Origin of the sequence: Peteryoungia aggregata LMG 23059, from assembly GCF_030814435.1 — a bacterium.
In the GTDB taxonomy this organism is placed as follows: Bacteria; Pseudomonadota; Alphaproteobacteria; order Rhizobiales; family Rhizobiaceae; genus Allorhizobium; species Allorhizobium aggregatum.
Map to the genome: position 1 here is coordinate 208796 of NZ_JAUSUW010000004.1, position 26219 is coordinate 235014.

A 26219-nucleotide genomic window follows, 5' to 3' on the forward strand; every position below is an offset into this window, starting at 1 on the left:
TTTTGACCGTCTGGGTGTCTGTTTTTCGAGGACCGAACTGTTGCACTTGCTGCCTAGTTGTTCAACCGTATAAAAAGCACGGATGGCGTCGCGAGACCGCCACCCCTCAATCCAGGCTGGAGTTGCCGCATGACACGACGCACGTTCCAGCGTGCCGGGGAGACCGAGCGCCGCAAGGATCTGATAGCGGCAACCCTGGACAGCATTTCCGAGCACGGACTCGAGGGCGCAACCGTACGCGATATCGCCGCCCGGGCGGGCGTGACGGGTGGCCTGATCCGCCACTATTTTTCCGGCAAGGACGAAATGATCCAGGCGGCCTACCGTGAGATGTTGGCCGGCATGACCGGCACCGCGGTAGAAGCCATGGCAGATGCAGGCACGGATCCGCGCCGACGCCTGCACGATTTCATCGTTGCCAATGTCAGCCCGCCGATCGCCGACCCGAAGGCGTTGTCGCTCTGGGCAGCATTCATTGGCCGCGTCAGATCCGACGAGGAACTTGCGCGCATCCACCGGGAAAATTATCTCGTCTTCATCGGCATCCTCGAAGATCTCGTCGCAACACTCCTGACAGCCCATCGACACAAGACGACCTTTTCGGCCGTGCGCCACCTCGCCGTGGCGATCAACGGCCTGATCGACGGACTGTGGCTGGAGAACTCTCTGGCCAGCGATCTCTTCGACGAAGGGAGGCTTTCAAACATAGCCCTTGATGCGGTCGAGGCAATGCTCGGCGGCCTGTCATTGAGGGATAGGGAGCCCGCTCCATAACGCGGGACAAGTCGCGCGCACCGATCGATCCTTCACCTGTTTCGCGATCTGGTAACCTCGCTGGCAAAAGAAATCAGGACCATCTATCGACAAGGCCGGATCAAAGGCCTCGACTTTGCGCAAGCCCCTTGGCCAGACGCTTGAAATGAGTCATAAAAACGCCAATTCACATGCCAGAAAGCGAAAGTCAGTCACAGAGTCAAACCGCCCGCCGGTAACCGTCCTACTACGGCCTTTTTCTGCCACGATTGTTCGCCGAAAGCCCAATGATCGAGCAATGGTGCCGCGGAGACGACCAGACCGTCGAAGCCCGATCGCTTTCTATTCAACCATCGAACCGAGAACCTATCCTTCATGACGCTTCATGTGCCATCGCGCGACCTCGAAACCAAGCAGATCGACCATAACGATTCCATACGATCTGCCTATTTCACGATCGAGGAGTTACGGGAGAGCGCCGCGTCGCTGGCGCTAGACGGCGTCGAAGAACTGCCGGGATTGATGGATTTCGACTTCTTTGCCCGACATAAGGAGAACGAGCGCGAGATCCTGCGTGTCTATCGGGCGACTGCAGCTGACGTCGAAGCTGGCGCAACCATCACGCCGGCAGCCGAGTGGCTTCTGGACAATCACTACATCATCGAGGAAGCAATCCAGGAAGTCCGCCGCGACTTCCCGAAGCGGTTCTACCGCCAGCTTCCGACGATGAAGGTCGGCCGGCGCGAGATACCCCGCACCATGGCGCTCGCCTGGCTCTATGTGGCTCACACCCATTCGACCGTCAGCCAGGAAAGCATGACGGCACTCGTGGAAGGTTATCAACAGCACCAGACGCTGGAGATCGGCGAACTCTGGGCCCTGCCATCGATCGTCCGCTTCGTGCTGGTTGAGAATCTCCGCCGCATCGCCACCCGCGTCGATCGCTCGCGGCGGATGCGCCGCCGCGCCAACGAAGTCGCCGATGAGATCATCCGACTGAACGATCCGGTTGCAGCCGCGACCTATCTCAGCCAGATCGAACAACTCGCAGACGACAACACCTTTGCTACCCAGTTCCTCTATCGCCTGCGCAATGGCTCTCAGAACACGAGCTTCGCGGTCGAGTGGCTGGAAAGCCGTCTGGAGGCCGCCGGTCGCACCGCCCAGGAAGCGATGGACGCCGAGCACAACCGTCTCTCGTCAGGCAACGTCACGATGGGCAACATTGTGCGTGGTCTGCGGGAGATCGACGACAAGGAATGGTCGGTCTGGGTCGAGGAAGTCAGTCATGTCGACCGCGTTCTCGGCCAGCACACCGACTACCGCGACCTCGACTTCGGCTCGCGCAACGCCTACCGCAACACCATCGAGAAGCTCGCGCGCCGCTGTGATCAGACCGAGATCGAGATCGCCCAGACGGCGATCGATCTGGCCTCCGCGACCGTTGGTGCAGATGGCCAGCTTGATGTCGGGAGCTACCTCGTCGGCAGCCGCCGCAGCGATCTCGAAGCAGCGATTGGCTACAGCCAGCCGCTGTCGCGCATCCTGGTCGACATCATAAAACGCCTCAACTGGCTTTCGATTGCAGTTCCCGTCATTGCGCTGACCATCGCAGCCCTGGCTGTGATCGGGCACTTTCTCGATCAGGCCGGGGCTTCCACGCCGCTCATCCTGATCCTGCTCATCATGGTGTCGCTGCCGGTGTCGGAAGGGGCAACGGGCCTCTTCAACACGGTGGTGACCTTCTTCGTGAAGCCATTCCGGCTGACCGGGTACGAGTTCAAGGACGGAATCCCCGAAGAGGCGCGCACGCTTGTGGTCGTGCCCTGCATGCTCACGAAGCGTGACGATGTGGACGAACTCGTCCGCAATCTCGAAGTCCACTACCTCACCAATCCGCACGGCGAAATCTACTTCGCGCTCTTGAGCGACTGGAAGGACAGTCAGACCGAGGAATCGGCTGCCGATCTCGAGGTCCTTGATTACGCCAAGCGCGAAGTGGCTCAGCTCAACGCTCGTTATGATTTTGCTGGCAAGACGCGCTTCTACCTTCTGCATCGCCGCCGCCTGTATAACGAGGCCGAGGGCTGCTGGATGGGCTGGGAGCGTAAGCGCGGCAAGCTGCACGAACTGAACCTGCTGCTGCGTGGCGACCGCGACACGTCCTATCTGCCGGGCGCAAACACGGTGCCGGAAAACGTGCGTTACGTGATGACGCTCGATGCCGACACGCGCCTGATGCGCGACGCCGTGACCAAACTCGTCGGCAAGATGCACCACCCGATCAACCGGCCGGTCCATGACGAGAAGACCGGCCGCGTCGTGAGCGGCTACGGCGTTCTGCAGCCGCGCGTCACCCCGTCACTGACGACAGGCAAGGACGCGTCGGTCTTCCAGCGCATCTTCTCGATGAATCGTGGCCTCGACCCTTACGTCTTCACGGTCTCTGACGTCTACCAGGACATTACCGGCGAAGGCACCTTCACCGGCAAGGGTCTCTACGACGTCGACGCTTTTGAAACGGCAATCAAAGGCCGCATCGACGAAAACAGCGTGCTCAGCCACGACCTGCTCGAGGGCTCGTTCGCCCGCTGTGCTCTCGTGACCGACGTCGAACTGGTCGAGGATTTCCCGACCCGCTACGAAGTGGAAATCTCGCGCCAGCGCCGCTGGGCCCGCGGCGACTGGCAGCTTATTCCCTACATCGGCGACACCAGCCGCGGCATCACCAGCCTTGGTCGCTGGAAGATGGTCGACAACCTTCGCCGTTCGCTGACGCCGATCGCGTGGCTGGCGGCTTCCGTCCTCGGCTGGGCCTCGATGGAACCGGTCGGGGCCACCATTTGGCAATTGCTGCTGATCTTCAGCCTCTTTGTCGCCCCGACGCTGTCTTTGCTCTCAGGCATCGTGCCGCGCCAGACCGACATAGTGCCAGCGGCCCATTTCCAGACGCTCTGGTCGGAAGTCCGTTCCATCAACGCGCAGGTCGCGCTGCGCATCGTCTTCATTGCCGACAATGCCTGTATGATGGCCGATGCCATCGTAAGATCACTCTATCGCATGCTGGTGAGCCGCAAACTGCTGCTCGAATGGCGCACGGCTGCGAGCGTGCAATCGGCGGCCCAGGGCTCGATCGCGTCCTATTACGGCAACATGCGTCACGCCCCGATCCTGGCGATCCTGTCGGTCGGCATTGCTGCCATGCCAGGCGGTTACGGTTATCTGATTGGCCTGCCCTTTGCAGCGCTCTGGGTCCTGTCGCCGCTGGTCGCCTGGTATGTCAGCCAGTCGGCCGAGACGGAAGACAGCCTCGAAGTGCCGGAGCACGTCTCCTATGAGCTGCGCAAGATCGCGCGCCGGACCTGGCGCTACTACGAGACCTTCACGACGGCTGGCGACAACTACCTGCCGCCGGACAATTTCCAGGAAACGCCCGAGCCGATTATTGCGCACCGCACCTCACCGACGAACATCGGCGTCTACCTGCTCTCGGTCGTCTCCGCTCGCCACTTCGGCTGGCTGAGCTTCGAGCAGACGATCGAACGCATGGAGCAGACGATCGCGACCGTCGAGCGAATGGAGAAGTACCGCGGCCATCTGTACAACTGGTATTACACCGACACGCTGAAGACACTCGGTCCGCGCTATATCTCCGCCGTCGATAGCGGCAACCTCGCTGGCCACCTGATCGCCATTTCATCCGCCTGCCGGGAATGGGCGGAAGCGCCCTCTGCGCATCTTCAGGGCAATCTCGACGGCATCGGTGATGTCGGCGGCATCCTGCTCGAGGTCCTCGGGCAGCTGCCGGACGACCGCAAGACGGTGCGTCCGTTGCGTCGTCGCCTGGAAGAGCGCATCATCGGCTTCAACACGGCGCTTGTTGCCGTCAAGCGCGAGCACGAGTTCGCCTCTATCCGCATCATCAATCTCGCCATTCTGGCCCGCGACGTGCAGAAGCTCGCGGCCAACCTGCATCACGAGGTGCGCTCCGAGCCGAGCGCCGAGGTGGTACGCTGGACGGAATACCTGGTTTCGGTCTGCGAAGCCCACATCTCGGACACCGCGTTCGACCTGTCGAACATCGATCCGCTGCGCCAGCGTCTCAGCCAGTTGTCCGAGCGCGCCCGCAACATCGCCTTCTCGATGGACTTCACCTTCCTGTTCCGCCCGGAGCGACGCCTCCTGTCGATCGGCTATCGCGTCGACGCCCGCGAGCTGGACGAGGCCTGTTACGATCTGCTCGCCTCGGAATGCCGCCTGACCAGTCTCTTCGCCGTCGCCAAGGGTGACCTGCCGACAGAACACTGGTATCGCCTCGGTCGTCAGGTCGTTCCGATCGGCGCACGTGCCGCGCTGATCTCATGGTCGGGCTCCATGTTCGAGTACCTGATGCCACCGCTCGTCATGCAGGAGCGTCAGGGCGGCATCCTCAACCAGACCAACAATCTTGTTGTCATCGAACAGATGAACCATGGTCGCCGACTGAACATCCCCTGGGGCATCTCGGAAGCGGCCTTCAACGCCCGCGACCACGAGATGAACTACCAGTACACCAACTTCGGTGTGCCGACGCTGGGTCTGAAGCGTGGTCTCGGCCAGAACGCCGTCATCGCGCCTTATGCCTCGATCCTCGCCAGCCAGTATTATCCGGAAGCGGCACTCGAGAACCTGAAGCGCTTGCGCAAGCTCGGCGCACTCGGGGCCTATGGTTTCCATGATGCCGTCGATTTCACGCCGACGCGTCTGCCGGACGGCAAGAAGTGCGCCGTCGTCTACAACTACTATGCCCACCACCATGGCATGTCGATTGCGGCGATCGCCAACGTCGCCTTCAACGGTCGCCTGCGCGCCCTCTTCCATGCCGATCCGGTGATCGAGGCTGCGGAACTTCTCCTGCAGGAAAAGACCCCGCGCGAAATCCCGGTCATGAGCGCCAAATACGAGCCGCAGACGCCGGGCAAGGGCCAGGCCGACCTGCTGCGCGCCGAAATCCGCACCGTCGAAGACCCGGCCACCAAGGACCGTGAAGTCGTCTTCCTCTCCAATGGCCACTACTCGGTGATGATGACCGCCACCGGCTCCGGCTTCTCCCGCTGGAACGGTCAGTCCGTTACCCGCTGGAAGCCTGACACGACGGAAGACCGCTGGGGCACCTTCCTCTTCCTGCGCGATACCGCGACCAACGAGTGGTGGTCGGCGACATCGGCGCCGCGCAGCGCCTTGAACGAAAAGTCCAAGGTCATCTTCGGCGACGACAAGGCCGAATTCTTCAAGAGCGTCGGGGACATTTCGACGACCCTGGAATGCATCGTCGGCACCGAGCACGACGCCGAAGGCCGACGCCTGACGATCCTGAACACCGGGACCGAGGACCGCTACATCGAGGTCACCTCCTACACCGAGCCGGTGCTCGCCTATGAAGATGGCGACAACGCTCACCCGCTCTTCTCGCGCATGTTCGTGAAGACGGAATTCGGCCGCCGCCGCGACGTCATCCGCGCCGAGCGCAACAAGCGCAGCCCGTCCGATCCGGATATCTGCGTCGCCCACCTCGTGGTCGACAGCGCCGGCCAGGGCCGTCCGACGGAGTTCGAAACCGACCGACGCAAGTTCCTCGGCCGCGGACGTAGCCTCGGTGAAGCCGCAGCTTTCGATCCGGGCGCCTCGCTTTCTGGAACGGAAGGCTTCACGCTCGACCCGATCCTCAGCCTGCGCCGCGTCGTCCGCGTACCGGCGGGCAAGAAGGTCCAGGTCATATTCTGGACCATGGCCGCCCCGAACCGCGAGGAAATCGACCAGGCGATCGAACGCTATCGTCACCCGGACGCCTTCAGCCACGAGCTCATCCATGCCTGGACGCGCGCCCAGGTGGAACTCCGCCACATTGGCATCACCTCTCAGCAGGCCGCCGCCTTCCAGCACCTTGGCCGCTATCTGGTCTATCCCGATAACCACCTGCGGGCAGACCCGGAAACGGTTCGCAAGGGCCTGCGCTCTCAGTCGGCCCTCTGGCCGATGGCGATCTCGGGCGACTTCCCGATCTTTGCGCTGCGCATCAACGACGACATGGACATGGACATCGCCCGCGAAGCGATGAGCGCCCTGGAATATCTACGCCGTCGCGGCGTCGTGGCCGATCTTGCAATCATCAACGAGCGCGCGACCTCCTACGCCCAGGACATGCAGCATGCGCTCGACCAGATGGCGGACAACCTGCGCCATCGCCTGCCGGGCGGTCGCCAGCATGTCTTCACCGTCCGCGACGATCTGCAGGATGAAGGTGCGACGCTCGCCGTTCTCGCGGCAGCCCGCGTTGTCCTCCACACCCGCAACGGCAAGATCGTCGACCAGGTGAACCGTGCCGTCTCGCTCTTTGCGACACCGCGCACCATCGACGGCGAAGCCGAATGGGCAGGCCTGCCCCCGTCGCTGCCCGCACCGGTAAAGCCAGGCCGGGCGATCGGTGGCTCCGACCTCGACTTCTGGAACGGCTTCGGTGGTTTCTCGAAGGATGGAACGGAATATGTCGTCCGCCTCGACGGGACGGCCAACACGCCGACGCCATGGATCAACGTGATCGCCAACGAGAGCTTCGGCTTCCATGTGTCCGCCGAAGGTGCGGGCTTCACCTGGAGCCAGAATTCGCGCGATTACCAGGTGACGCCGTGGACCAATGATCCGGTCGTCAACCGCCCGGGTGAAGCCTTCTATGTGACCGATCTCGTCAGCGGTCGCGCCTATGCGACGGTGAGCGCGCTCAACCTCGATCCGGCTGCCACCTTCGAAACCCGTCATGGTTTGGGCTACTCGACCTTTGTCGGCCGACACGGCGATCTCGAAATCGAGCTGACACAGACGGTCGACCGCGAACGTCCAGTGAAACTCTCGAAGATCCGGCTGAAGAATGTCAGCGGCGAAGCACGCAAGTTCCGCATTTACGGTTATGCGGAATGGGTACTGGGCAACAACCCGGCTCGCACCGCGCCCTTCGTTCTCTCGACCTTTGACGAGGAAACGGGCGCCCTGCTCGCCTCCAACCCCTATGAGATCAACTATCCAGGCCGCTTCGCCTTCCTCGCGGGCCCGGAACAGCCGGATGGCTACACCGCAAGCCGCCGTGAGTTCATCGGCCGCAACGGCACGATCAAGCTTCCGCAGGCCGTTGCCCGTGCTTCTGGCCTGAGCGGTTCGATCGAGAGCGAAAGCGACCCATGCGCCGCAATCGCCTTCGATGTCGAGCTTGCTCCCGGCCAGTCGCGCGACATGACCTTCCTTCTCGGGGAGACCGACACCTCCGAAGGTGCCATGGATCTGGTGAAGTCAGTTCGTGCGGCGGGCTTTGAGACTGTCTTGAGGTCGAACCGCGATTTCTGGACGGGCTTCACCGGCAAGCTCTCGGTCGAGACCGGAGACAAGGCCTTCGACAACCTCGTCAATCGCTGGCTGCCGTATCAGGCCCTCGCCTGCCGCATCTTCGCGCGCGCTGGCTTCTACCAGGCAAGCGGCGCCTATGGCTTCCGCGACCAGTTGCAGGATACGCTAGCCTTCCTGACGGTCGAGCCGCAGCTGGCCCGTCGCCAGATCCTGAAGGCAGCAGCTCGCCAGTTCGTCGAAGGCGACGTCCAGCATTGGTGGCTGCCGCAGACCGGAGCGGGTGTCCGCACCATGATCTCCGATGACGTCGTCTGGCTCGCCTATGCGATCGACCAGTATGTTTCGGCAACGGGTGACGAAACGATCCTTGCCGAACAGATTCCGTTCCTCGACGGCCCGGAACTGAAGCATGGGCAGCATGACAGCTTCTTCCTGCCGAACGTGGCAGCCGAAACGGCTGATCTCTACGAGCATGCCGCCCGCGCGCTGGATCTGGCAATTGCCCGCACCGGCGAACACGGCCTGCCGCTGATCCTCGGCGGCGACTGGAATGACGGCATGAACCGTGTCGGCATCGAAGGGCGCGGCGAAAGCGTCTGGCTTGGTTGGCTGCTGGCCGCCACGCTTGAGCGTTTCAAGGTCCAGGCCGACAAGCGCGGCGAGCGCGACCGGAGCGCGCGCTGGAGCGATCATGTCGTAAAGCTCAAGGCGGCCCTGGAAACGGCCGGCTGGGACGGCGACCACTATCGTCGCGGCTATTTCGACGACGGCTCACCGCTCGGCTCCAGCGAGTCGCTGCAGTGCCAGATCGACTCCATCGCCCAGTCCTGGAGCGTGCTCTCGGGACTTGGGGATCCGGCGCATACCGAGAAGGCTCTCGATTCGGCCGTCTCGAAGCTGGTGGACACGGAGACGGGCATCGTCCGTCTCTTCACTCCGGCCTTCGAAAAGCCGCAGGTCGATCCCGGCTATATCGGCGCCTACCCACCCGGCGTACGTGAAAACGGTGGCCAGTATACCCATGCCGCGATCTGGCTGGGGCTGTCTCTGGTCAAGGCCGGCCGTCTGGCCGATGCCTGGCGTGTCTTTGAAATGCTGAACCCGATCAACCATGCCCGAACGGCTGATGACGCCGAGCGTTACCGCGTCGAGCCCTATGTCGTGGCAGCCGATATCTATGGCGGAGACGGTTATGCCGGGCGCGGTGGCTGGACCTGGTATACCGGCTCGGCCGGCTGGCTCTATCGCTTCGCAGTCGAAGGCTTCCTCGGCATCCGTCGCAAGGGCAGCGATATCGTGGTCAGCCCCGCTCTGCCCGAGCACTGGCAGGGCTTCAAGGCGACGGTGGAGATCGACGGACGCAAGGTCGACGTCGCCGTCACACGCAATACTGAAGGCTACGACGTGACCCTCGACGGCAAGGCGCAGGTAATCGGCCAGGATCTGCCAGAGCCCCCGGCTCCGCCGCCGGCGAAGAAGCCGGCACGAAAGCCAAAGGCCAAGGCTGCCGAATGATCGAAACGAAAGAGGCCCCGCCAGCGATGGCGGGGCCTCTTTTCTTTTGAGCAGTTGGGAGAGTATCAGACCGAATAGACGATCAGCAGATCCTTGGCATCGATCTGGTCACCGATCCGCACGAGGACTTCCGAAATCGTCCCGTCACGGTCGGCATGCAGCGCCGTTTCCATCTTCATCGCCTCGATCGAGAGCAGCACATCGCCGGACTTGACCGTCTGGCCGGCAGCGACGGAAACCTGCGAAATCACGCCAGGCATCGGCGCACCGAGCTGCGCGGTATTGCCGGTTTCCGCCTTGCGGCGGACGGCGCTGCCCGAAGCACCATGGGCACGATCCGGCACCTTGATGCGGCGCGGCTGACCGTTCAGTTCGAAGAACACGGTGACCATGCCCTTTTCGTCCGTATGGCCAATCGCCTGATTGACGATAACCAGCGTCTTACCCTTCTCCAGATCGAGGAAGAGTTCCTCGCCGGCTGGCAGGCCATAGAAATACTGCGGCGTCGGGATAACCGAAACCGGGCCGTATGTGTCGGCTGCGAGGGCATAGTCGGTGAAGACCTTGGGATACATGAGGTACGAGGCAAACTCGAAATCAGTCACCTCACGGCCAAGCTTTTCCTCGATCGCCTTGCGTTCCGCATCCAGATCGGCCGGCGGCAGTAGCGAACCCGGTACCGCCGTATAGGGCTGATCGCCCTTGAGCACCTTTTTCTGCAGCGCCTCTGGCCATCCGCCTGGCGGCTGCCCCAGATCCCCCTTCAGCATCGAGACGACCGAATCCGGGAAGGCGATGTCCTTGGCCGGGTTCTCGACGTCGGCCACCGAAAGGTCCTGGCTGACCATCATCAGCGCCATGTCGCCGACAACCTTGGAGGAGGGGGTCACCTTGACGATGTCGCCAAACATCTGGTTGGCGTCAGCATAGGCTTGCGCCACCTCGTGCCAGCGGGTCTCCAACCCCAGCGAGCGTGCCTGCTCCTTGAGGTTGGTGAACTGCCCACCCGGCATTTCATGCAGATAGACCTCCGACGCCGGCCCCTTGAGATCGGTCTCGAATGCGGCGTACTGAATGCGCACGGCTTCCCAGTAGAAGGAGAGACGGCGGATCCAGTGAGGATCGAGCCCCGGGTCGCGTTCCGACCCGCGCAGTGCTTCTACGATCGAGCCGAGGCACGGCTGGGACGTGTTGCCCGAGAAGGCATCCATGGCTGCATCCACGGCATCGACACCGGCTTCCACAGCCGCCAGCACAGTCGCAGCTGCAATGCCTGAAGTGTCATGCGTGTGGAAGTGGATCGGCAGGCTTGTGGCTTCACGCAAGGCCTTGAACAGCACCTTGGCGGCAGCCGGCTTCAGAAGGCCGGCCATGTCCTTGACCGCGATTATGTGCGCACCGGCCTTTTCGAGATCGGCCGCAAGTGCCGTGTAGTACTTCAGGTCATACTTCGGACGCGCCGAATTCAGGAGATCGCCCGTGTAGCAGATAACCGCCTCGCAGAGCTTGTTCTCTTCGATCACGGCATCCATCGACACGCGCATGTTGTCGACCCAGTTCAGGCAGTCGAAGACGCGGAAGAGGTCGATCCCGCCCTTGGCCGCCTGGCGGACAAAGTACTTCACCACATTGTCGGGATAGTTCTTGTAGCCCACGCCGTTCGCGCCGCGCAGAAGCATCTGCAGCAGCAGGTTAGGCGCACCTTCGCGCACAAGTGCCAGACGCTCCCACGGATCTTCCGTCAGGAAGCGCATGGAAACGTCGAAGGTCGCGCCGCCCCAGCACTCGAGCGAGAACAGGTTCGGCAGAGCCCGCGCATAGGTGTCGGCGATCTTGGCGATATCATGTGTCCGAACACGGGTCGCGAGCAGCGACTGGTGACCGTCGCGCATGGTCGTATCGGTCATCAGGATGCGTTTTTCGTTGCGCATCCATTCGCCGAACTTCTTGGGCCCGAGTTCGTCAAGCAGTTGCTTGGTACCCGGTTTGATGTCGGCGTCGATATAGGGAACGACTGGCTCAGCGGCATCGGCAGGCGGCTTCGGACGGCCCTTGACCTCCGGATGGCCATTCACGGTCACATCCGCGAGATAGGTGAGCAGCTTCGTGGCGCGATCCTGGCGCTTCACCTGCTGGAAGAGCTCTGGTGTCGTGTCGATGAACCGGGTCGTATAGGAATTGTCGCGAAACTTCGGATGGCCAATGATCGCTTCGAGGAAGGTGAGGTTGGTCGCGACACCGCGGATACGGAACTCGCGCAACGCGCGGTCCATGCGGCTGATCGCTTCCTGCGGCGTGCTGCCCGACGCCGTTACCTTGACCAGCAGCGGATCGTAGTAGCGGGTGATGATCGCACCCGAATAGGCGGTACCGCCATCGAGGCGGATGCCGAAGCCGGCAGCCGAACGATAGGCGGTGATGCGGCCGTAATCCGGAATGAAGTTCTGCTCCGGGTCTTCCGTGGTGATGCGGCACTGCAGGGCATGACCGTTCAGGCGGATATCGGCCTGCTTTGGCACGCCCGATTCCGGGGTTCCGATGGCATGACCATCAAGGATGTGGATCTGCGCCTTCACGATGTCGATACCGGTCACGACTTCGGTGACGGTGTGCTCGACCTGGATGCGCGGATTGACCTCGATGAAGTAGAATTTGCCGGTGTCGGCATCCATCAGGTACTCGACGGTACCGGCACCGATATAGTTGGTCGCCTTGGCGATCCGGAGCGAATAGTCGGCCAGTTCCTGGCGCTGCGCTTCGTTCAGGTAAGGTGCCGGCGCGCGCTCGACGACCTTCTGGTTGCGGCGCTGGATGGAGCAGTCACGCTCGAAGAGATGCACGACATTGCCATGCGTATCGCCGAGAACCTGGCTCTCGACGTGGCGGGCGCGCTCGACGAGCTTTTCAAGATAGACCTCGTCTTTGCCGAACGCGGCCATTGCCTCGCGCTTGCCTTCCGTCACCTCGCGCAGCAGGTCCTTGGGGTCGCGAATGGCGCGCATGCCACGACCGCCACCACCCCAGGATGCCTTGAGCATGACCGGATAACCGATCTCTGCCGCCAAACGGTGGATCTCCGCTTCGTCATCGGGCAGCGGATTGGTGGCCGGCACCACCGGAACGCCGACGCTAATTGCGAGATTGCGGGCAGCGACCTTGTTGCCGAGCTGCCGCATCGTGTCGCTCTTCGGACCGATGAAGATCAGACCTGCATCGTTGCAGGCGTCCACGAATTCAGGACTCTCCGAGAGGAGGCCGTAGCCGGGATGGATCGCGTCGGCACCCGACAGCTTGGCAACGCGGATGATTTCCTCGATCGACAGATAGCTCTCGATCGGTCCGAGATCTCTCGCCAGGTGCGGGCCCCGACCAACCTGGTAGCTTTCATCCGCCTTGAAGCGGTGCAGCGCGAGTTTGTCTTCCTCGGCCCAGATAGCGACCGTTTTCAGACCGAGCTCGTTGGCGGCGCGAAAGACGCGGATCGCGATTTCCGAACGGTTGGCGACAAGGATCTTGGATATTGGCAATTCGATCTCCCCAAAACGATATGCCAGGGCATTGTGCACCTGCGAAGAAAAGTCATAGCGCGTTGTTTTGGGAAGTTCAATTTGCCTTGCTTCGTGTCGAGAAGATTCAGGTGTGCCTCAGGTTACAAGCCCGAGACGGAACGACAGAGCCACCACGTGCTGTCGATTTTTCGCATTTAGTTTGTCCTGAATACCATTCATGTACCAATCAACGGTGTGGTTCGAAATCTTCAAGATCTTGCTGATCTCATTCGAGGTCAGTCCATCCGCCAGATAGTTCAGAACTTCCATTTCACGCCGCGTCATCCGCGTATCGATCGGCTTGATCGCCTCCGCCTCATCGGCAAAGCGGAATTCCACGAGACGCCAATAGGCCTTCTTCGCCACGGCATCGAAAAGCGCCACTTCCGTGGGGGACAGATCGATGGGACGTCCGCCCACCGTCATGTTGCCGAGCAGCCCGGTTCGCCCGTGGACGGGGAAAATGTATCCGTCCTGCAGGCCGAACCGCATGCTGTCCGCCAGCATGCGCTCCATCCGCTTGCGATGCGGGTCCGCTCGGAAGGCGTACAGCGCCTCGCGCCAGCGAAAGCCGGATTGAGCGTGGCCGAGATAACGAATGGTCGGATCGATGAGGACATATTTCTTGGCGATATAGAGCTGCGGCCATCCTTCCGGCCAGTGCCCCGCCAGAACGAGTTCCATCGGATTTTCGTCCGGTTTGGGCTGACGCACGACGCCGTAATAGTCGAAACCATAGGACCGAATCAGCTTTTCGAGCGTCGTGACGATCTCGGCTGCGGATCGGCACTCATCCACTACGACCAAAAAATGCAGCAATTGATTGATGTTCACAAAACTCTCTCCAAAATGCGCAGCTAAAATACCATTAAAAAGCCACGAGCAGCGGTTTTTTCAACCACCCTGAGCAATATGAACATTTATCGTCAAATTGCGTTATGGGAAGCTTAAAGCGCGGGGGTCGACTTTGGCCTGTGGCCATGCTCCGCGATCGGACCGAAGAAGGTGAGATCTTGCAGAGGATCCACTGTAGCATTAGGCATCCTTCGCACTGACGGCAGACTCCGGCCTGATACTGTCTTGGCGCACGCCACGAACGAAACAAAGGTAACACCACTTGTCCCTGCTCCAGGTCTATTTCAAGGCTCTGAAATATCTTGCACACTACAGGTTGCGGGTTTCGCTCGTGGTTGTCGCAAACATCGTCCTTGCTGTCATTACGATCCTGGAGCCGATTCTTTTCGGCCGCATCATTGATGCGATCTCAGAAAAGCGAGATGCCTCGACGATCCTGATCGCCTGGGGCTGCTTCGGCGTCTTCAATACGGTTGCCTATGTCCTGGTTGCGCGACAGGCAGACCGCCTTGCCCATGGCCGACGAGCAGACCTTCTGACCGACTCGTTCGCCAAGATCATCTCGATGCCGCTCAGCTGGCATCATCAGCGCGGCACCTCAAACGCGCTCCACACATTGCTGCGCGCAGGCGAGACACTCTTCGGCCTCTGGCTGGAATTCATGCGCACACATCTTGCCACCGCCGTGGCACTCGCGCTGCTCATCCCCACGGCCTTCTCGATGGATGTGCGCCTGACCTCGGTATTGATCGTTCTAGCAGTTCTGTATGTCATCGTCGGAAAGACGGTGATGAACCGAACGAAGGAAGGTCAAGCCTCCGTTGAAGGTCACTACCACACGGTGTTCTCGCATGTGAGCGACTCGATCAGCAACGTGTCCGTGTTGCACAGCTATAATCGTATTGAAGCCGAAACGCGAGCCTTGAAAGAGTATACGACAAAGCTCCTCTCGGCCCAGTATCCAGTCCTCGACTGGTGGGCCCTCGCAGGGGCGCTCAACCGCATCGCCTCAACGCTCTCCATGCTCGTCATCCTGGTTATCGGCACGCTGCTGGTACAACGCGGTGAGTTGAAGGTCGGTGAAATCATCGCCTTTACGGGCTTTGCCGGCTTGCTCATCGCCCGCCTCGACCAGATGATCACCTTCGTCAACCAGATCTTCGAAGCCCGTTCGAAGCTTGAGGACTTCTACAAGCTTGAGGACGCCGTCCAGGAACGCGAGGAACGCGCCGGGGCCGCCGAGCTGAAGCATGTTCGCGGCGACGTCGAATTCCGTGACGTTTCGTTCGACTTCGCCTCGACCACGCAGGGCGTGCGCGACGTGTCGTTTCATGTCCGCGCCGGTCAGACGGTCGCGATCGTCGGTCCGACGGGCGCCGGCAAGACCACCCTGATCAACCTTCTGCAGCGGGTCTATGATCCGCAGTCGGGCCAGATCCTGATCGACGACCAGGACATCGCCAAGGTGACCCGCAAGTCGCTGCGCCACGCAATCGCGACCGTCTTCCAGGACGCTGGCCTGCTGAACCGCTCGATCAGAGACAATATCCGCCTGGGTCGCGAGGATGCGACCGAGGAAGAGATCATCCAGGCAGCCGAGGCAGCGGCCGCGACCGATTTCATCGAAAGCCGCATGATCGGCTACGACACCCATGTCGGAGAACGCGGCAACCGCCTGTCGGGCGGCGAGCGCCAGCGCATCGCGATCGCCCGCGCGATCCTCAAGAACGCCCCGATCCTCGTGCTTGACGAAGCAACGAGCGCGCTCGACGTCGAAACCGAGGCGCGCGTGAAGGAAGCCATCGACAGGCTGCGCAAGAACCGCACGACCTTCATCATCGCCCATCGTCTTTCGACCATTCGCGAAGCCGACCTCGTCGTCTTCCTCGACCATGGCCACGTCATCGAAATGGGCAATTACGACCAGTTGAGCGCGCTGGGTGGCCGCTTCAGCTCGCTGCTGCGGACCAGCGGCCTCCTCAAGGAAGAGCCGAGCCCGGCGATCTGAACCATTTGGGGTCAGTCAGAGCGTATCCAGCCTCTCCAGCACCTGGGCGGCGTGTTTGCGGATGGCGTCCTGCTTGAAAGGATCCATCCGCCGCCAGGTCGCATACATGTTGGAAAGCCTGGGGTTTCGCGCCAGCTTCTCCGTATTGCGATCGAGGAAGTCCCAGTAGAGCGCGTTGAACGGACAGGCCTTCGGCCCGGTCGTCAGCTTCGGATCATAGCGGCATCCACCGCAGAAATTGCTCATCCGATCGATATATTTGCCGCTCGCCGCATAGGGCTTGCTGGCCATAACGCCACCATCGCCATAGAGCGCCATGCCAAGCGTGTTTGGCAATTCGACCCATTCATAGGCGTCGGAATAGACCGCGAGATACCAGTCGCAGACCTCTACCGGATCGATCCCGGCCAGCATGGCGAAATTGCCGGTCACCATCAGTCGCTGGATATGATGCGAATAGGCGTGTTCGATCGTGTCCCCGATCGCCCCCCGCATGCAAGCCATATCGGTCTTTGCCGTCCAGTACATCTGCGGCAGCGGGTGGGAGGCCGAGAGATGGTTCAAGCCGGCATAATCAGGCATTTCCGTCCAGTAGATGCCACGGACATATTCGCGCCAGCCGAGGATCTGGCGAATGAAGCCTTCGACGGCATTCAGCGGCGCCCGCCCCTCGAACCACGCGGCCTCGGCCCGGCGAATGACATCGATCGGCAGTAGCAATCCGGCGTTGATGTAGGACGAGATCAATGAATGATAGAGATAGGGTTCGCCCTTCACCATCGCGTCCTGATAGTCGCCGAAATCTGGCAGGATCTCGTCGATGAACTGCTGGAGCTCCATCTCCGCCTGATCAGCGGTGACCGCAGAATGGAAACTGTCGAGGGAGCCCATATGGCCGACGAAGCGCTCTTCGACCAGCGCCAGCACGGATTTCGTGATTGCATCCTTGGCATGGCTGATCCGCTTTGGGCCTTTCAGCCCCTCGGCTGGCGGCTTGCGGTTCTCGGCGTCGAAGTTCCACTTGCCACCGACCGGCTCTTCGCCATCCAGCAGCACCCGGTGCCGTCGGCGCATGTCGCGATAGAAATACTCCATGCGCAGCTGCTTACGCCCCTTGCGCCAGGTGCGGAAGTCCTCGATCGAAGAGAGAAAACGATCGTCTTCGCGGATCTCGACGGGCACGCCAATATCCGTTTCCCAGCTCCGCATCTCCTCGGCCAAACGCCATTCCCCGCATTCCGTGATGCTGACGGCGGAAGCGCCGCTTTCGGCAAGCGCGCGGGCAAGCTCACCTTTGAGGCTCTGGGTGTTCTCGGGGTCATCAAGCGTCACATAGCGGACCTGGAACCCCTTCTCCCGCAACTCTTCGGCAAAGTGCCGCATGGCGGAGAAGAGAAAAGCGATCTTCTTCTTGTGATGCTTCACATAGGTCGCCTCGCTCATGACTTCCGCCATCAGCACCAGCGAGGTCTCCGGAGCGGCATCGGCAAGCGCAGACAGCGAATGCGTAAGCTGATCGCCGAGAACGAGATGGATACGCGATGCCTTCACCATTCGATCGGCTGACCGTCATAGGCGAAGAAGCCACCGGTCTGCACCGGCTCAAGGCCATCAAGCACCGAAAGCATCATGGCGACACTATCAGCCGGCTGGATCTTGTCATGCGTCTTGGAGAAGCCGCCGGAAAAGCCGGTATCGACGGACCCCGGATGCAGCGCCACCACAACACTTTTCGGTCTGAGACGGGCAATTTCAATCGCCGAAGTGCGTGTGATCTGGTTGAGAGCCGATTTCGCCGAGCGATAGGAGATCCAGCCGCCAAGCTTGTTGTCGCCAATCGAGCCGACCCGCGCCGACAGCGTGGCGAACACGCTCTTGCCCTCGTTGGAGAGAAGCGGTGCGAAGTGTTTCAGCGCCAGCGCCGGACCGATCGCATTCAGCGCAAACTGCGCCGCCATCACGTCACCTTGGATCGCCTTGATCGTCTTTTCCGGGCCATTGCCATTGATGACAAGCGCACCCGTCGCACAGAGAATGAGATCGAATTTCTGGCCCCCTTCCGAGAAGGGGGCTGCCGCAGCGCCGACAGAGGCATCATCCGTGATATCGAACCCGTCGCGGCTGCGCGACAACTCGGTCACGCCACCACAGGCAGGATCGGCCTTGATGGCGGCAGCAAAGGCGCCGCCTATGCCTCCGCTCGCCCCGAGCACAAGCGCGCGGTAGCCGGGATTAAGGGACGTCATTCCGGAAAAGTCGGACATCTGGATCTCCTGCTGGTCTGTGCTACCCAATACGGCAGGCAGCCAAACCGGATCAGGCACAGATTGTCTCAGAGGCGCTCCACGGTCCCGCCAAAGGCCGGCATGTCGCCGGGATCAAGGTCCATCAGCCGGCAGACGAGGCCGACAATCTGGATCTGCTGCAGCAGGGCCGCTTTCTCGATCCGGAAGCCCACCGTGTAGAAAGGCACTTCCGTTTCCTCCGGTGTCGGCCCTGCATGATTGCCGTCGTCGCCCATGCCGTGATCGGCCGTGACGATCACGCTATAACCGGCCTCGACCCAAGCAGGCACATGCCGCGCAAGCAGATCACCCTGCATGCGCGCCGCATTGCGATAACCGATGCTGTCACCACCATGCTTGTGGCCGGCATCATCGACATTCATCGGGTGCAGCAGCAAGAAATCAGGTGATTTCGACCGGATAAGCCATTCGGCATCCGCAAAGAGATGGCTGTCGGGATAGGCATCGTCCCAATAGAAAACGCCATGGGTGATATCGCCTGTACCATCGACGAGAATGCGATCACGGTATCGGTCGAACGGGCAGGACACATAAAGCTCCGACACCCAATGATAAGCGGCAGCAGCGGTCACGCCACCCTGGGCCCGAACCCGCGCGAAGAGATTGTCCCCCACCGAACGGCGCACCACGCCATTACTGACCACGCCATGGTCCACGGGCTTTCGCCCGGTCAGCAAGGTCTCATAAAGCGGGCGCGACATGGCGGGCAGTTCGCAGGTGAGCTTGCGCACATCGGCCCTGCCTGCAGCCACGAGGCCTTCCATGTAACCGAGACAGGTGCGGGCCACGTCGTAGCGCAGTCCATCGAGAACGATCAGGATCACTTTGTTCATGGCGCGCAACTTGCCACGAACAGCCTGAATGACAAGGCAGAAAAAAGGGGAGACCGAAGCCTCCCCTTGATCATGTGGTATAGCCTAGCGTCAGCGCCAGGCGGCAACCGCCTGCGGTTTCAGCACGCGCTCGCCGAGCACCGGATCGGCACCTGCAGGCAGCGGCCAGTCTTCGCTTCCGTAGTTGAAGGCGAAGACCAGGTCGCCGCGGCGACGGATGCGGATGAAGTCGGGCACGCGCAGCGTCGCAACACCTGCCTTCTTGGTGGCCAGTTCCAGCAACTCGGCGAGAAGCCCGGCATCGGCCCAGCAGGCGAGATAGAGCACATTGTCCTTCTCGGTCAGAGCCGGATCGCCGTTCTCGAAGGTCGCGAGCACCGAGGCCGAGGTCTCCAGATATTCGCGCCAACGGATCGCATGACCCGAAACCGCACCGGAGACGCCATCCGAGAGACCCGGCCGCATGGAGGAGACCTGAATGACGCGATTGCCCGTGAGTGCGCCGAGCGGACCCGGCGGCAGGTTTTCCGGTATCCGGAAATTGCGGTCGCGCGAACCCGTGCGCGCACCGATCACTAGGACACCCTTAGCCTTTTCAAGCTCGGCGCGTGCCGCTTCCGTCACTTCCGTCATGCAGGGCACGACAACCAGCGGATAGCCCTCGAGCGACGCGCCCGGACGGACGAAATCGACATTGAGGCCGAGATGGCGGAGGGCCTCATACCAGCGGAAGCAGAGTTCCTCGTAACGGAAATCCTTGCCCTGCGGCTGGATCATCGTCGACCAGTAGCTCTGATAGTCGAAGACCAGCGCGACAGGTGCCTGGCTCGTCTCGGGAAGCGCGCCGAGAGCGGCGAGTTCGTCCGAGACCCGCATGGCTTCCTTGCCGCCCGGCGACCATTCGTCGAGGCCGGGCAGGTTCAGACCCGCATGCATCTGTTCCTGCGCAAACGGTGCCTGGCGCCAGCGGAAGTAACTCACGACATCAGCACCGTGAGCCAGCGCCTCCCAGGTCCAAAGACGCACCATGCCCGGCTTCGGCACGGGGTTCCACGGCGCCCAGTTGACCGGACCCGGCTGCTGCTCCATCACCCAGAAGCGACCCTTGCCGACGGCGCGGTAGAGATCGTGGTGATAGGGCGCGATATCGGGATGCGAGGTTTCGGCCCAGCGATTGCGCTCTTCTTCTGTGAAGGGGAACTTCTCGACGAAGCCGATCGGATAGCTGTCCCAGGAGGCCAGATCGAGATTGTCGCCGACCTTGAAGTGGTCGAAATCGGAGACGAAGCCCATGAAGTTATGGGTGACCCAGCGACCGGGCGAATGCTTGCGGATGATCTCGCACTGCATCTTGTCATAGGCCGCGACCTGGTCCGAATGGAAACGCCAGAAGTCGAGACGCGTCGCCGGGTTCGGCTCGGTCACCGTCAGGTTCGGCAGGGCGATGTCGTCGAAGCTCGAAAGCTCCATCGACCAGAAGACCGAACCCCAGGCTTCGTTCAGCTGGTCCGTCGACTGGTAACGCAGCCGCAGCCAGCGCTTGAAGCTCTTCAGATCTTCAGGACCCCAGGAGACCGTCGTATCGTGACAGCCATATTCGTTGTCTGTCTGCCAGCCGACAATGCCCGGATGCTTGCCATAGCGCTCTGCGACAACCTCGACGATCCGCGCACTTTCCTTCCACCAGGTCTCCGATGAAAAGGTGTAGTGACGGCGCGAACCGAAGCCGCGCGGGCGGCCCTGCTCGTCATAGGGGATGATATCGGGGCATTCGTCCACCAGCCACTTGGGCGGGGTTGCGGTCGGCGTGCCGAGCACGACCTTCAGGCCCGCTTCATGCAGCACGTCAATCGCCCGATCGAGCCATTCGAAGGTGAAATTGCCGCGCGAGGGCTCCAGACGAGACCAGGCAAATTCACCGATACGCACGAAGGAAATGCCGAGTTCGCGCATCCGGCGCGCGTCGGTTTTCCACCGGCTTTCGTCCCAGTGTTCCGGATAGTAGCAGACGCCCAGCATTATCGTGTCAGATCCCCATTGATGACGGCCTTGCCGTCCTTGTCGAACAGATGGCAGGCCTTGGCATTGATGCCGAGGCGCAGCGTCTGGCCGGGCTTCTCGCTGGCCAGACCATCAGCCTTCACCGCAAGCTCCGAGCCATCGGCAAGCGTGACGAAGAACAGCGTCTCAGACCCCAGATATTCGGCGAGCTTGACGGTCGCCTCGATGACGACATCGCCCTTGCCTGTCGCATCGATATGCTCGGGACGCAGGCCGAAGGTCATCTCACCAGCCGGAACGCTGGCCCCATGCGTCGGGATCGAGATCTCGGCCCCGGGCAGCCGCACCACGGTAACACCGTCGGTAGCCGAAGCCTGAACCTTCAGGAAATTCATCTTCGGCGAGCCGATGAAGCCGGCAACGAAAAGATTGTTCGGGCGGTGGTAGAGTTCGAGCGGCGAACCGACCTGCTCGATCTGGCCTGCCGACAGCACGACGATCTTGTCGGCCATGGTCATGGCCTCGACCTGGTCGTGCGTCACGTAGATCATTGTCGCCTTCAGGTCCTGATGCAGCTTGGAAAGCTCCGTGCGCATCTGGACGCGCAGCGCCGCATCGAGGTTCGACAGCGGTTCGTCGAACAGGAAGACTTCCGGATTGCGGACAATGGCGCGGCCGATGGCGACGCGCTGGCGCTGGCCGCCGGAAAGCTGGCCGGGCTTGCGCTGCAGAAGCGGCTCAAGCTGCAGCATCTTGGCGGCAACGGCAGTGCGCTCCGCAATCAGAGCCTTGGAATGGCCGGTCATCTTCAGGCCGAAGCCGATGTTTTCCTCGACGGTCATATGCGGGTAGAGCGCATAGGACTGGAAGACCATGGCAACGCCGCGCTCGGACGGGCCGATGCTGGTCATGTCCTGGCCACCGATCGCAAGCGAACCGGAGGTGATCTCCTCAAGGCCCGCAATCATGCGCAGAAGCGTGGACTTGCCGCAGCCGGAGGGGCCTACGAAGACGCAGAACTCGCCGTCCTTGACGTCGAGATCCACACCCTTGATGACGCTGAGCGCGCCGAACTGTTTCTTGACGCCACGCAGGCTTACATCAGCCATGGGTCTTGCCTCCCTTGATCGGTTCGAGTTCGAGGAGAAGAGCGCTTTCGGGCGTCAGCATCGGCAGCGGCAGGCCGGAAAGTCCGGCACTGGAAAGCGCGAAGGTCACGGCACCGGAAAGCAGCGCTTTCTGGCCCTCGGAGATACGGATGAATTTCGGTTCTGCCGGCAGCACGGTCTTGATCCGCCACTGGCCACCGAACTGGGTGATCTGCTCGGGCAGGCGCAGAGGTGCTGGCTGTTCGCCCACCATCTGCGGCCCCTGAGCGACGATCACCACGATTTTCTCGGCCGAAGCAGCACCCCAGACATAGCGACCGTCGAGTGGCTCCATGCGGAAACTGGCGCCCGGCGCATGGAAGAGATCGCGCAGCCGCTTGTAGGTCTCGATATAGACCTTGAGTTCGTCGCGCTCCTCATCGGTGAGTTCGAGCGGGTTGAGCTCCACACCGAGATGATAGGCGATGGCCACGAGCGCCCGGAAGGCCAGCGTATGGCGGCGACCGGTCTGATGGTTCGGCGAGGCCGAGATATGGCTGCCGAGAATTTCCGGCGGCACGAAGACCGAAGCGCCGCGCTGGATTTCCAGCCGCTCCAGCGCATCCGTGCAATCGGACGTCCAGACGCGATGGGTGCGCTTCAAGGCACCGTAGTCGATACGTCCGCCACCGGAGGCGCAGCTCTCGATTTCGACATTGAGATGAGCGGCACGAATGCGGTCCATCAACGCATAGACGGCACGGGTCTGGGCTGATGTCTTCGCCTTGCCGTCGCGACCGGCTGCATGCGTGAGATCGCGGTTCATGTCCCACTTGATGTAGGAAACGGCATGGTTGGACAGCACCGCGTCGATCTTGCCGAAGAGATAATCGGAGACTTCGGGACGCGTCAGATCCAGCACCAACTGGGTGCGCGATTCCAGGATTGGACGACCCTCGATCGTCAGTGCCCAGTCGGGATGCGCCTTGTAAAGCTCGGAAACCGGATTCACCATCTCAGGCTCGAACCAGATGCCGAACTGCATGCCAAGCCCGGTGACGTGATCGACCAGCGGCTTCAAGCCATCGGGATATTTGCGTGCATCGATATCCCAGTCGCCAAGGCTCGTGGTGTCGTTGTCGCGCTTGCCGAACCAGCCATCGTCGAGCACGAAGCGCTCGATGCCAAGCTCGGCGGCGGCTGTCGCCTGGGCTTTCAGCGAGTCCATCTGGTGGTCGAAGTAATTGCCTTCCCAGGTGTTCAGCGTCACCGGGCGCGGGCTCATTTTGCCGGCGGGCCATTGGGTCAGCTCGTCACGGACAAAGGCATGGAAGTCTTGGCTGTCGGCGCCGGCATAGGCGATCGGACTGCGATAGCTTTCACCCGGCTTCAGGACGATTTCACCGGGTTCAAAGAGTTCGCCGAGATGCACCAGCCGCTGACCGTCATCGGTGCGGTCGATGACCATCTGATGGTTGCCGCTGAAGCCCAGCGTCACGCCGAAGATCTGGGTCTCGCTTTCGATGAACAGCATCGGGAAGCGATCATGCGAGGTGCGCCCGCGCCGGCTTTCCTGGATCCAGGTGCCGTTGCCGAGAAGCTCGCGCCGCGTCTGGAACTCGCGCCCCCAGATGCCGGTGAAGCTCATCACCTGCACATCGCCGGCGGGCGCCAGGAAGGTCGCCGCCATGCAGCGATCAAGCTGATAATCCGTGTCACCCAGATTGCTTAACTCCGTCGCCATCGAAATGAGGCCTGACACATGCGCGGTGAGCGTAATGGCAATGCCGAGCCTGGCAACCGAATCGACAGCTTTCAGCACCGTCTGATTGCCGTCGCGATGGACGGTCCAGCCGCCGAACTGCGCCACGAAATCGCGGCCCCCGCGGTGACCTGTAATCGCCGGCCAGCCAAAGAAGCCCATGCCGCCCGTCGGCAGGAGCACATTCGAGGGTACGGCAATGTCCATGCCGTTGACCCGGCTGGAACGCTCGATCTCGAACAGGGAATCGGCTTCGACAGGTTCCGCGCCGAAGGACAGGATCTCCGGCATGCCAAGCGCTGGCAAGCGCAGGCTCAGCGCCAGCTGGCCCGAATCGATGATGACGATTTCGCTCATCCCTTGGTCGCTCCGAGTGTGAGGCCGGCAATGAAGTGGCGCTGCATGAGGAAGAACATGGCGACCGGCGGCAGGGCCGCAACGATCGAACCGGCGGACACGAGATGCCAGGCGGCAACCCACTGGCCGTTCAGCGAATAGAGACCCGCCGTCACCGGCATGGCATGCTGGCCCTGCACCAGAACGGTTGCCCAGAAGTAGTCGTTCCAGACGAAGGTGAAGATCAGCACGGACAAGGCAGCAATCGCCGGACGCATCAGCGGCAACACGATATAGCGGAAGATCCGCCATTCGGAGACACCTTCCACGCGCGCCGATTCGATCAGCGCGAACGGCAGGCCCTTGATGAAATTGCGCATGAAGAGCGTGCAGAATCCGGTCTGGAAGGCGACATGGAAGAGCACGAGACCCATGGTCGTGTCGTAGAGACCGGCGCGCAGCGTCATGTCGCGAACCGGAACCATCAGGATCTGGAACGGAATGAAGTTACCCGCGACGAACATGAAGAACAGGATCAGATTGCCCTTGAACTTGTAGACCGCCAGCGCAAAGCCGGTGAGGCAGGAAAGCGCAACCGCGCCGATCACCGTCGGGATCGTCACCTTGAACGAGTTCAGGATGTAATAGCCGATCGGCGAGTTGTTGAAGACGGCCGAATAGTTCTCGAAACCGGCAAAGCCGGAAGGGATGCCGAAATAATTGCCGGCGGCGAGGTCACCGGCCGGGCGAACCGACGTGATGGCGACGCCGATCAGCGGCAAAAGCCAGAGGACGAGCGCTACCGGCAACAGAATCTTGTAGGCCGTCTGCGCAAAGGGCGAGGCCTTCTGGATCGGAGTGGGGAACATCAGGCGTTCCTTTCCTGAGCGAGCATGCGGACGATGAAGAGCGAGATGAAGACCATCATGATCAGGAACAGCACGACCGCGATCGATGCGCCATAGCCCATGCGGAAGCCATATTCGGAGAGCGCCTGCTCATACATGAAGTAGGAGAGAACCTGGCTCGATCCATAGGGGCCGCCTGCGGTCATGATCGACACAAGGTCGAAGGAGCGCAGCGAGCCGATGACCGTCACCACCATGGCAATGAAGGTTGCGGGTGCCAACTGCGGCAGGATCACATACCAGAGCAGCTTCAGACCCTTGGCGCCATCCATGCGGGCGGCCTCGACCTGCTCCGGATTGATGTTGTTGAGACCGGTCAGGTAGAGGATCATGCAATAGGCCGTCTGCGGCCAGAGACCGGCCACGATGATCCCGTAGGTGACGAAGCGTTCGTCGGCGAGAACGGCGATCTGCTCGCCGAACAGCATTTCCGTCAGCTTCGAAAACAGGCCGAAATCCGGGGCGTAGAACCAGGTGAACATCAGGCCGACGACGACCTGACTGATCACGAAGGGAAAGAAGAACAGCGACTTGTAGAGCCGGATGCCCGTGACTGTCTGGTTGAGGAATAGCGCAACCGCCAGACCTGCCGGAATGGACAGGAGATACAGGACCAACCAGATCAGGTTGTTGTAGAGCGAGGTATAGAAGGTGTCGTCGTCGATCAGCTCGACATAGTTGCCGAACCCGATCCAGGTCATCGCCCCCAGCCCATCCCAGTCGTGGAAACTGATCCAGATGGACTGGAAGATCGGCACGAGCACGTAGATCAGGAACATCAGCATGCCCGGCGCCAGGAACAGGAACGGCGCGAACTTCTGCTGGTTTCGCTTCCATGCGCTGGACGACGAAGGAACGGTGTTGCTCATGGCGGCACCTCTGAGGGAAAGGAAAACGGCAACCGGATGCCATGGGCCCAGGGAGACCCACAG

The 26219-nt window shown here is 61.4% G+C and carries 13 protein-coding genes; 3 read left to right on the top strand and 10 right to left on the bottom strand.

Annotated elements, in window-relative coordinates:
• Nucleotides 1-129: 129 nt before the first annotated feature.
• Entirely contained in the window at nucleotides 130-774 is a 645-nt protein-coding gene (locus tag J2045_RS08510; RefSeq protein ID WP_166600460.1) for a TetR family transcriptional regulator C-terminal domain-containing protein, read from the top strand.
• A 354-nt stretch (nucleotides 775-1128) separates the two neighbouring features.
• A complete protein-coding gene (locus tag J2045_RS08515; RefSeq protein ID WP_307371639.1) occupies nucleotides 1129-9642 on the top strand; it encodes a GH36-type glycosyl hydrolase domain-containing protein in 8514 nt (2837 codons plus the stop codon).
• Nucleotides 9643-9707: 65 nt separating this feature from the next.
• On the opposite strand, the gene pyc is transcribed toward J2045_RS08515, so the two are convergent.
• Both pyc and J2045_RS08525 read right to left on the bottom strand, forming a co-directional pair.
• On the bottom strand, nucleotides 9708-13169 hold the full coding sequence (gene pyc, locus J2045_RS08520; RefSeq protein WP_307371641.1) for a pyruvate carboxylase: 3462 nt from the start codon (nucleotides 13167-13169) through the stop codon (nucleotides 9708-9710).
• Nucleotides 13170-13286: 117 nt separating this feature from the next.
• On the bottom strand, nucleotides 13287-14024 hold the full coding sequence (locus tag J2045_RS08525; protein ID WP_307371643.1) for a LuxR family transcriptional regulator: 738 nt from the start codon (nucleotides 14022-14024) through the stop codon (nucleotides 13287-13289).
• Nucleotides 14025-14307: 283 nt separating this feature from the next.
• On the opposite strand from J2045_RS08525, the gene J2045_RS08530 reads away from it, so the two are divergent.
• A complete protein-coding gene (locus J2045_RS08530; protein ID WP_307371644.1) occupies nucleotides 14308-16053 on the top strand; it encodes a glucan ABC transporter ATP-binding protein/ permease in 1746 nt (581 codons plus the stop codon).
• 15 nt (nucleotides 16054-16068) lie between these two features.
• On the opposite strand, the gene J2045_RS08535 is transcribed toward J2045_RS08530, so the two are convergent.
• The 8 genes from J2045_RS08535 to J2045_RS08570 form a co-directional block, all read right to left on the bottom strand.
• The gene (locus J2045_RS08535) at nucleotides 16069-17607 is read right to left on the bottom strand and encodes a cryptochrome/photolyase family protein (protein ID WP_307371646.1); all 1539 of its coding nucleotides are present in this window, start codon (nucleotides 17605-17607) and stop codon (nucleotides 16069-16071) included.
• On the bottom strand, nucleotides 17601-18317 hold the full coding sequence (locus tag J2045_RS08540; RefSeq protein WP_307371649.1) for an SDR family oxidoreductase: 717 nt from the start codon (nucleotides 18315-18317) through the stop codon (nucleotides 17601-17603). The genes J2045_RS08535 and J2045_RS08540 overlap by 7 nt, the downstream gene beginning before the upstream one ends.
• A 68-nt stretch (nucleotides 18318-18385) precedes the next feature.
• Nucleotides 18386-19192 carry an alkaline phosphatase family protein gene (locus tag J2045_RS08545; RefSeq protein ID WP_307371652.1) on the bottom strand — a complete coding sequence of 269 codons (807 nt, stop codon included), beginning with the start codon at nucleotides 19190-19192 and terminating at the stop codon, nucleotides 18386-18388.
• 90 nt (nucleotides 19193-19282) lie between these two features.
• Nucleotides 19283-21211: a beta-galactosidase gene (locus J2045_RS08550; RefSeq protein WP_307371653.1), complete on the bottom strand. Its 1929-nt coding sequence runs from the start codon at nucleotides 21209-21211 to the stop codon at nucleotides 19283-19285.
• Nucleotides 21211-22302: an ABC transporter ATP-binding protein gene (locus tag J2045_RS08555; protein WP_307371657.1), complete on the bottom strand. Its 1092-nt coding sequence runs from the start codon at nucleotides 22300-22302 to the stop codon at nucleotides 21211-21213. Before J2045_RS08555 ends, J2045_RS08550 begins: the two co-directional genes overlap by 1 nt.
• Entirely contained in the window at nucleotides 22295-24400 is a 2106-nt protein-coding gene (locus J2045_RS08560; RefSeq protein WP_307371660.1) for an alpha-galactosidase, read from the bottom strand. Before J2045_RS08560 ends, J2045_RS08555 begins: the two co-directional genes overlap by 8 nt.
• Nucleotides 24397-25248 (bottom strand): carbohydrate ABC transporter permease, encoded by an 852-nt coding sequence (locus J2045_RS08565; RefSeq protein ID WP_069042831.1) that lies wholly within the window; start codon nucleotides 25246-25248, stop codon nucleotides 24397-24399. The genes J2045_RS08560 and J2045_RS08565 overlap by 4 nt, the downstream gene beginning before the upstream one ends.
• Nucleotides 25248-26156, bottom strand: coding sequence for a carbohydrate ABC transporter permease (locus tag J2045_RS08570; protein ID WP_307371664.1), 909 nt, complete (start codon nucleotides 26154-26156; stop codon nucleotides 25248-25250). Before J2045_RS08570 ends, J2045_RS08565 begins: the two co-directional genes overlap by 1 nt.
• Between the last annotated feature and the right edge of the window lie 63 nt (nucleotides 26157-26219).

Bases quoted from the DNA above. Each gene is read 5' to 3' on its own strand.
- J2045_RS08570 (WP_307371664.1), bottom strand. From the start codon at position 26,156: ATGAGCAACACCGTTCCTTCGTCGTCCAGCGCATGGAAGCGAAACCAG.
- J2045_RS08535 (WP_307371646.1), bottom strand. From the start codon at position 17,607: ATGGTGAAGGCATCGCGTATCCATCTCGTTCTCGGCGATCAGCTTACG.
- J2045_RS08515 (WP_307371639.1), top strand. From the start codon at position 1,129: ATGACGCTTCATGTGCCATCGCGCGACCTCGAAACCAAGCAGATCGAC.
- J2045_RS08550 (WP_307371653.1), bottom strand. From the start codon at position 21,211: ATGCTGGGCGTCTGCTACTATCCGGAACACTGGGACGAAAGCCGGTGG.
- J2045_RS08565 (WP_069042831.1), bottom strand. From the start codon at position 25,248: ATGTTCCCCACTCCGATCCAGAAGGCCTCGCCCTTTGCGCAGACGGCC.
- J2045_RS08555 (WP_307371657.1), bottom strand. From the start codon at position 22,302: ATGGCTGATGTAAGCCTGCGTGGCGTCAAGAAACAGTTCGGCGCGCTC.
- J2045_RS08510 (WP_166600460.1), top strand. From the start codon at position 130: ATGACACGACGCACGTTCCAGCGTGCCGGGGAGACCGAGCGCCGCAAG.
- J2045_RS08560 (WP_307371660.1), bottom strand. From the start codon at position 24,400: ATGAGCGAAATCGTCATCATCGATTCGGGCCAGCTGGCGCTGAGCCTG.
- J2045_RS08545 (WP_307371652.1), bottom strand. From the start codon at position 19,192: ATGAACAAAGTGATCCTGATCGTTCTCGATGGACTGCGCTACGACGTG.
- J2045_RS08540 (WP_307371649.1), bottom strand. From the start codon at position 18,317: ATGTCCGACTTTTCCGGAATGACGTCCCTTAATCCCGGCTACCGCGCG.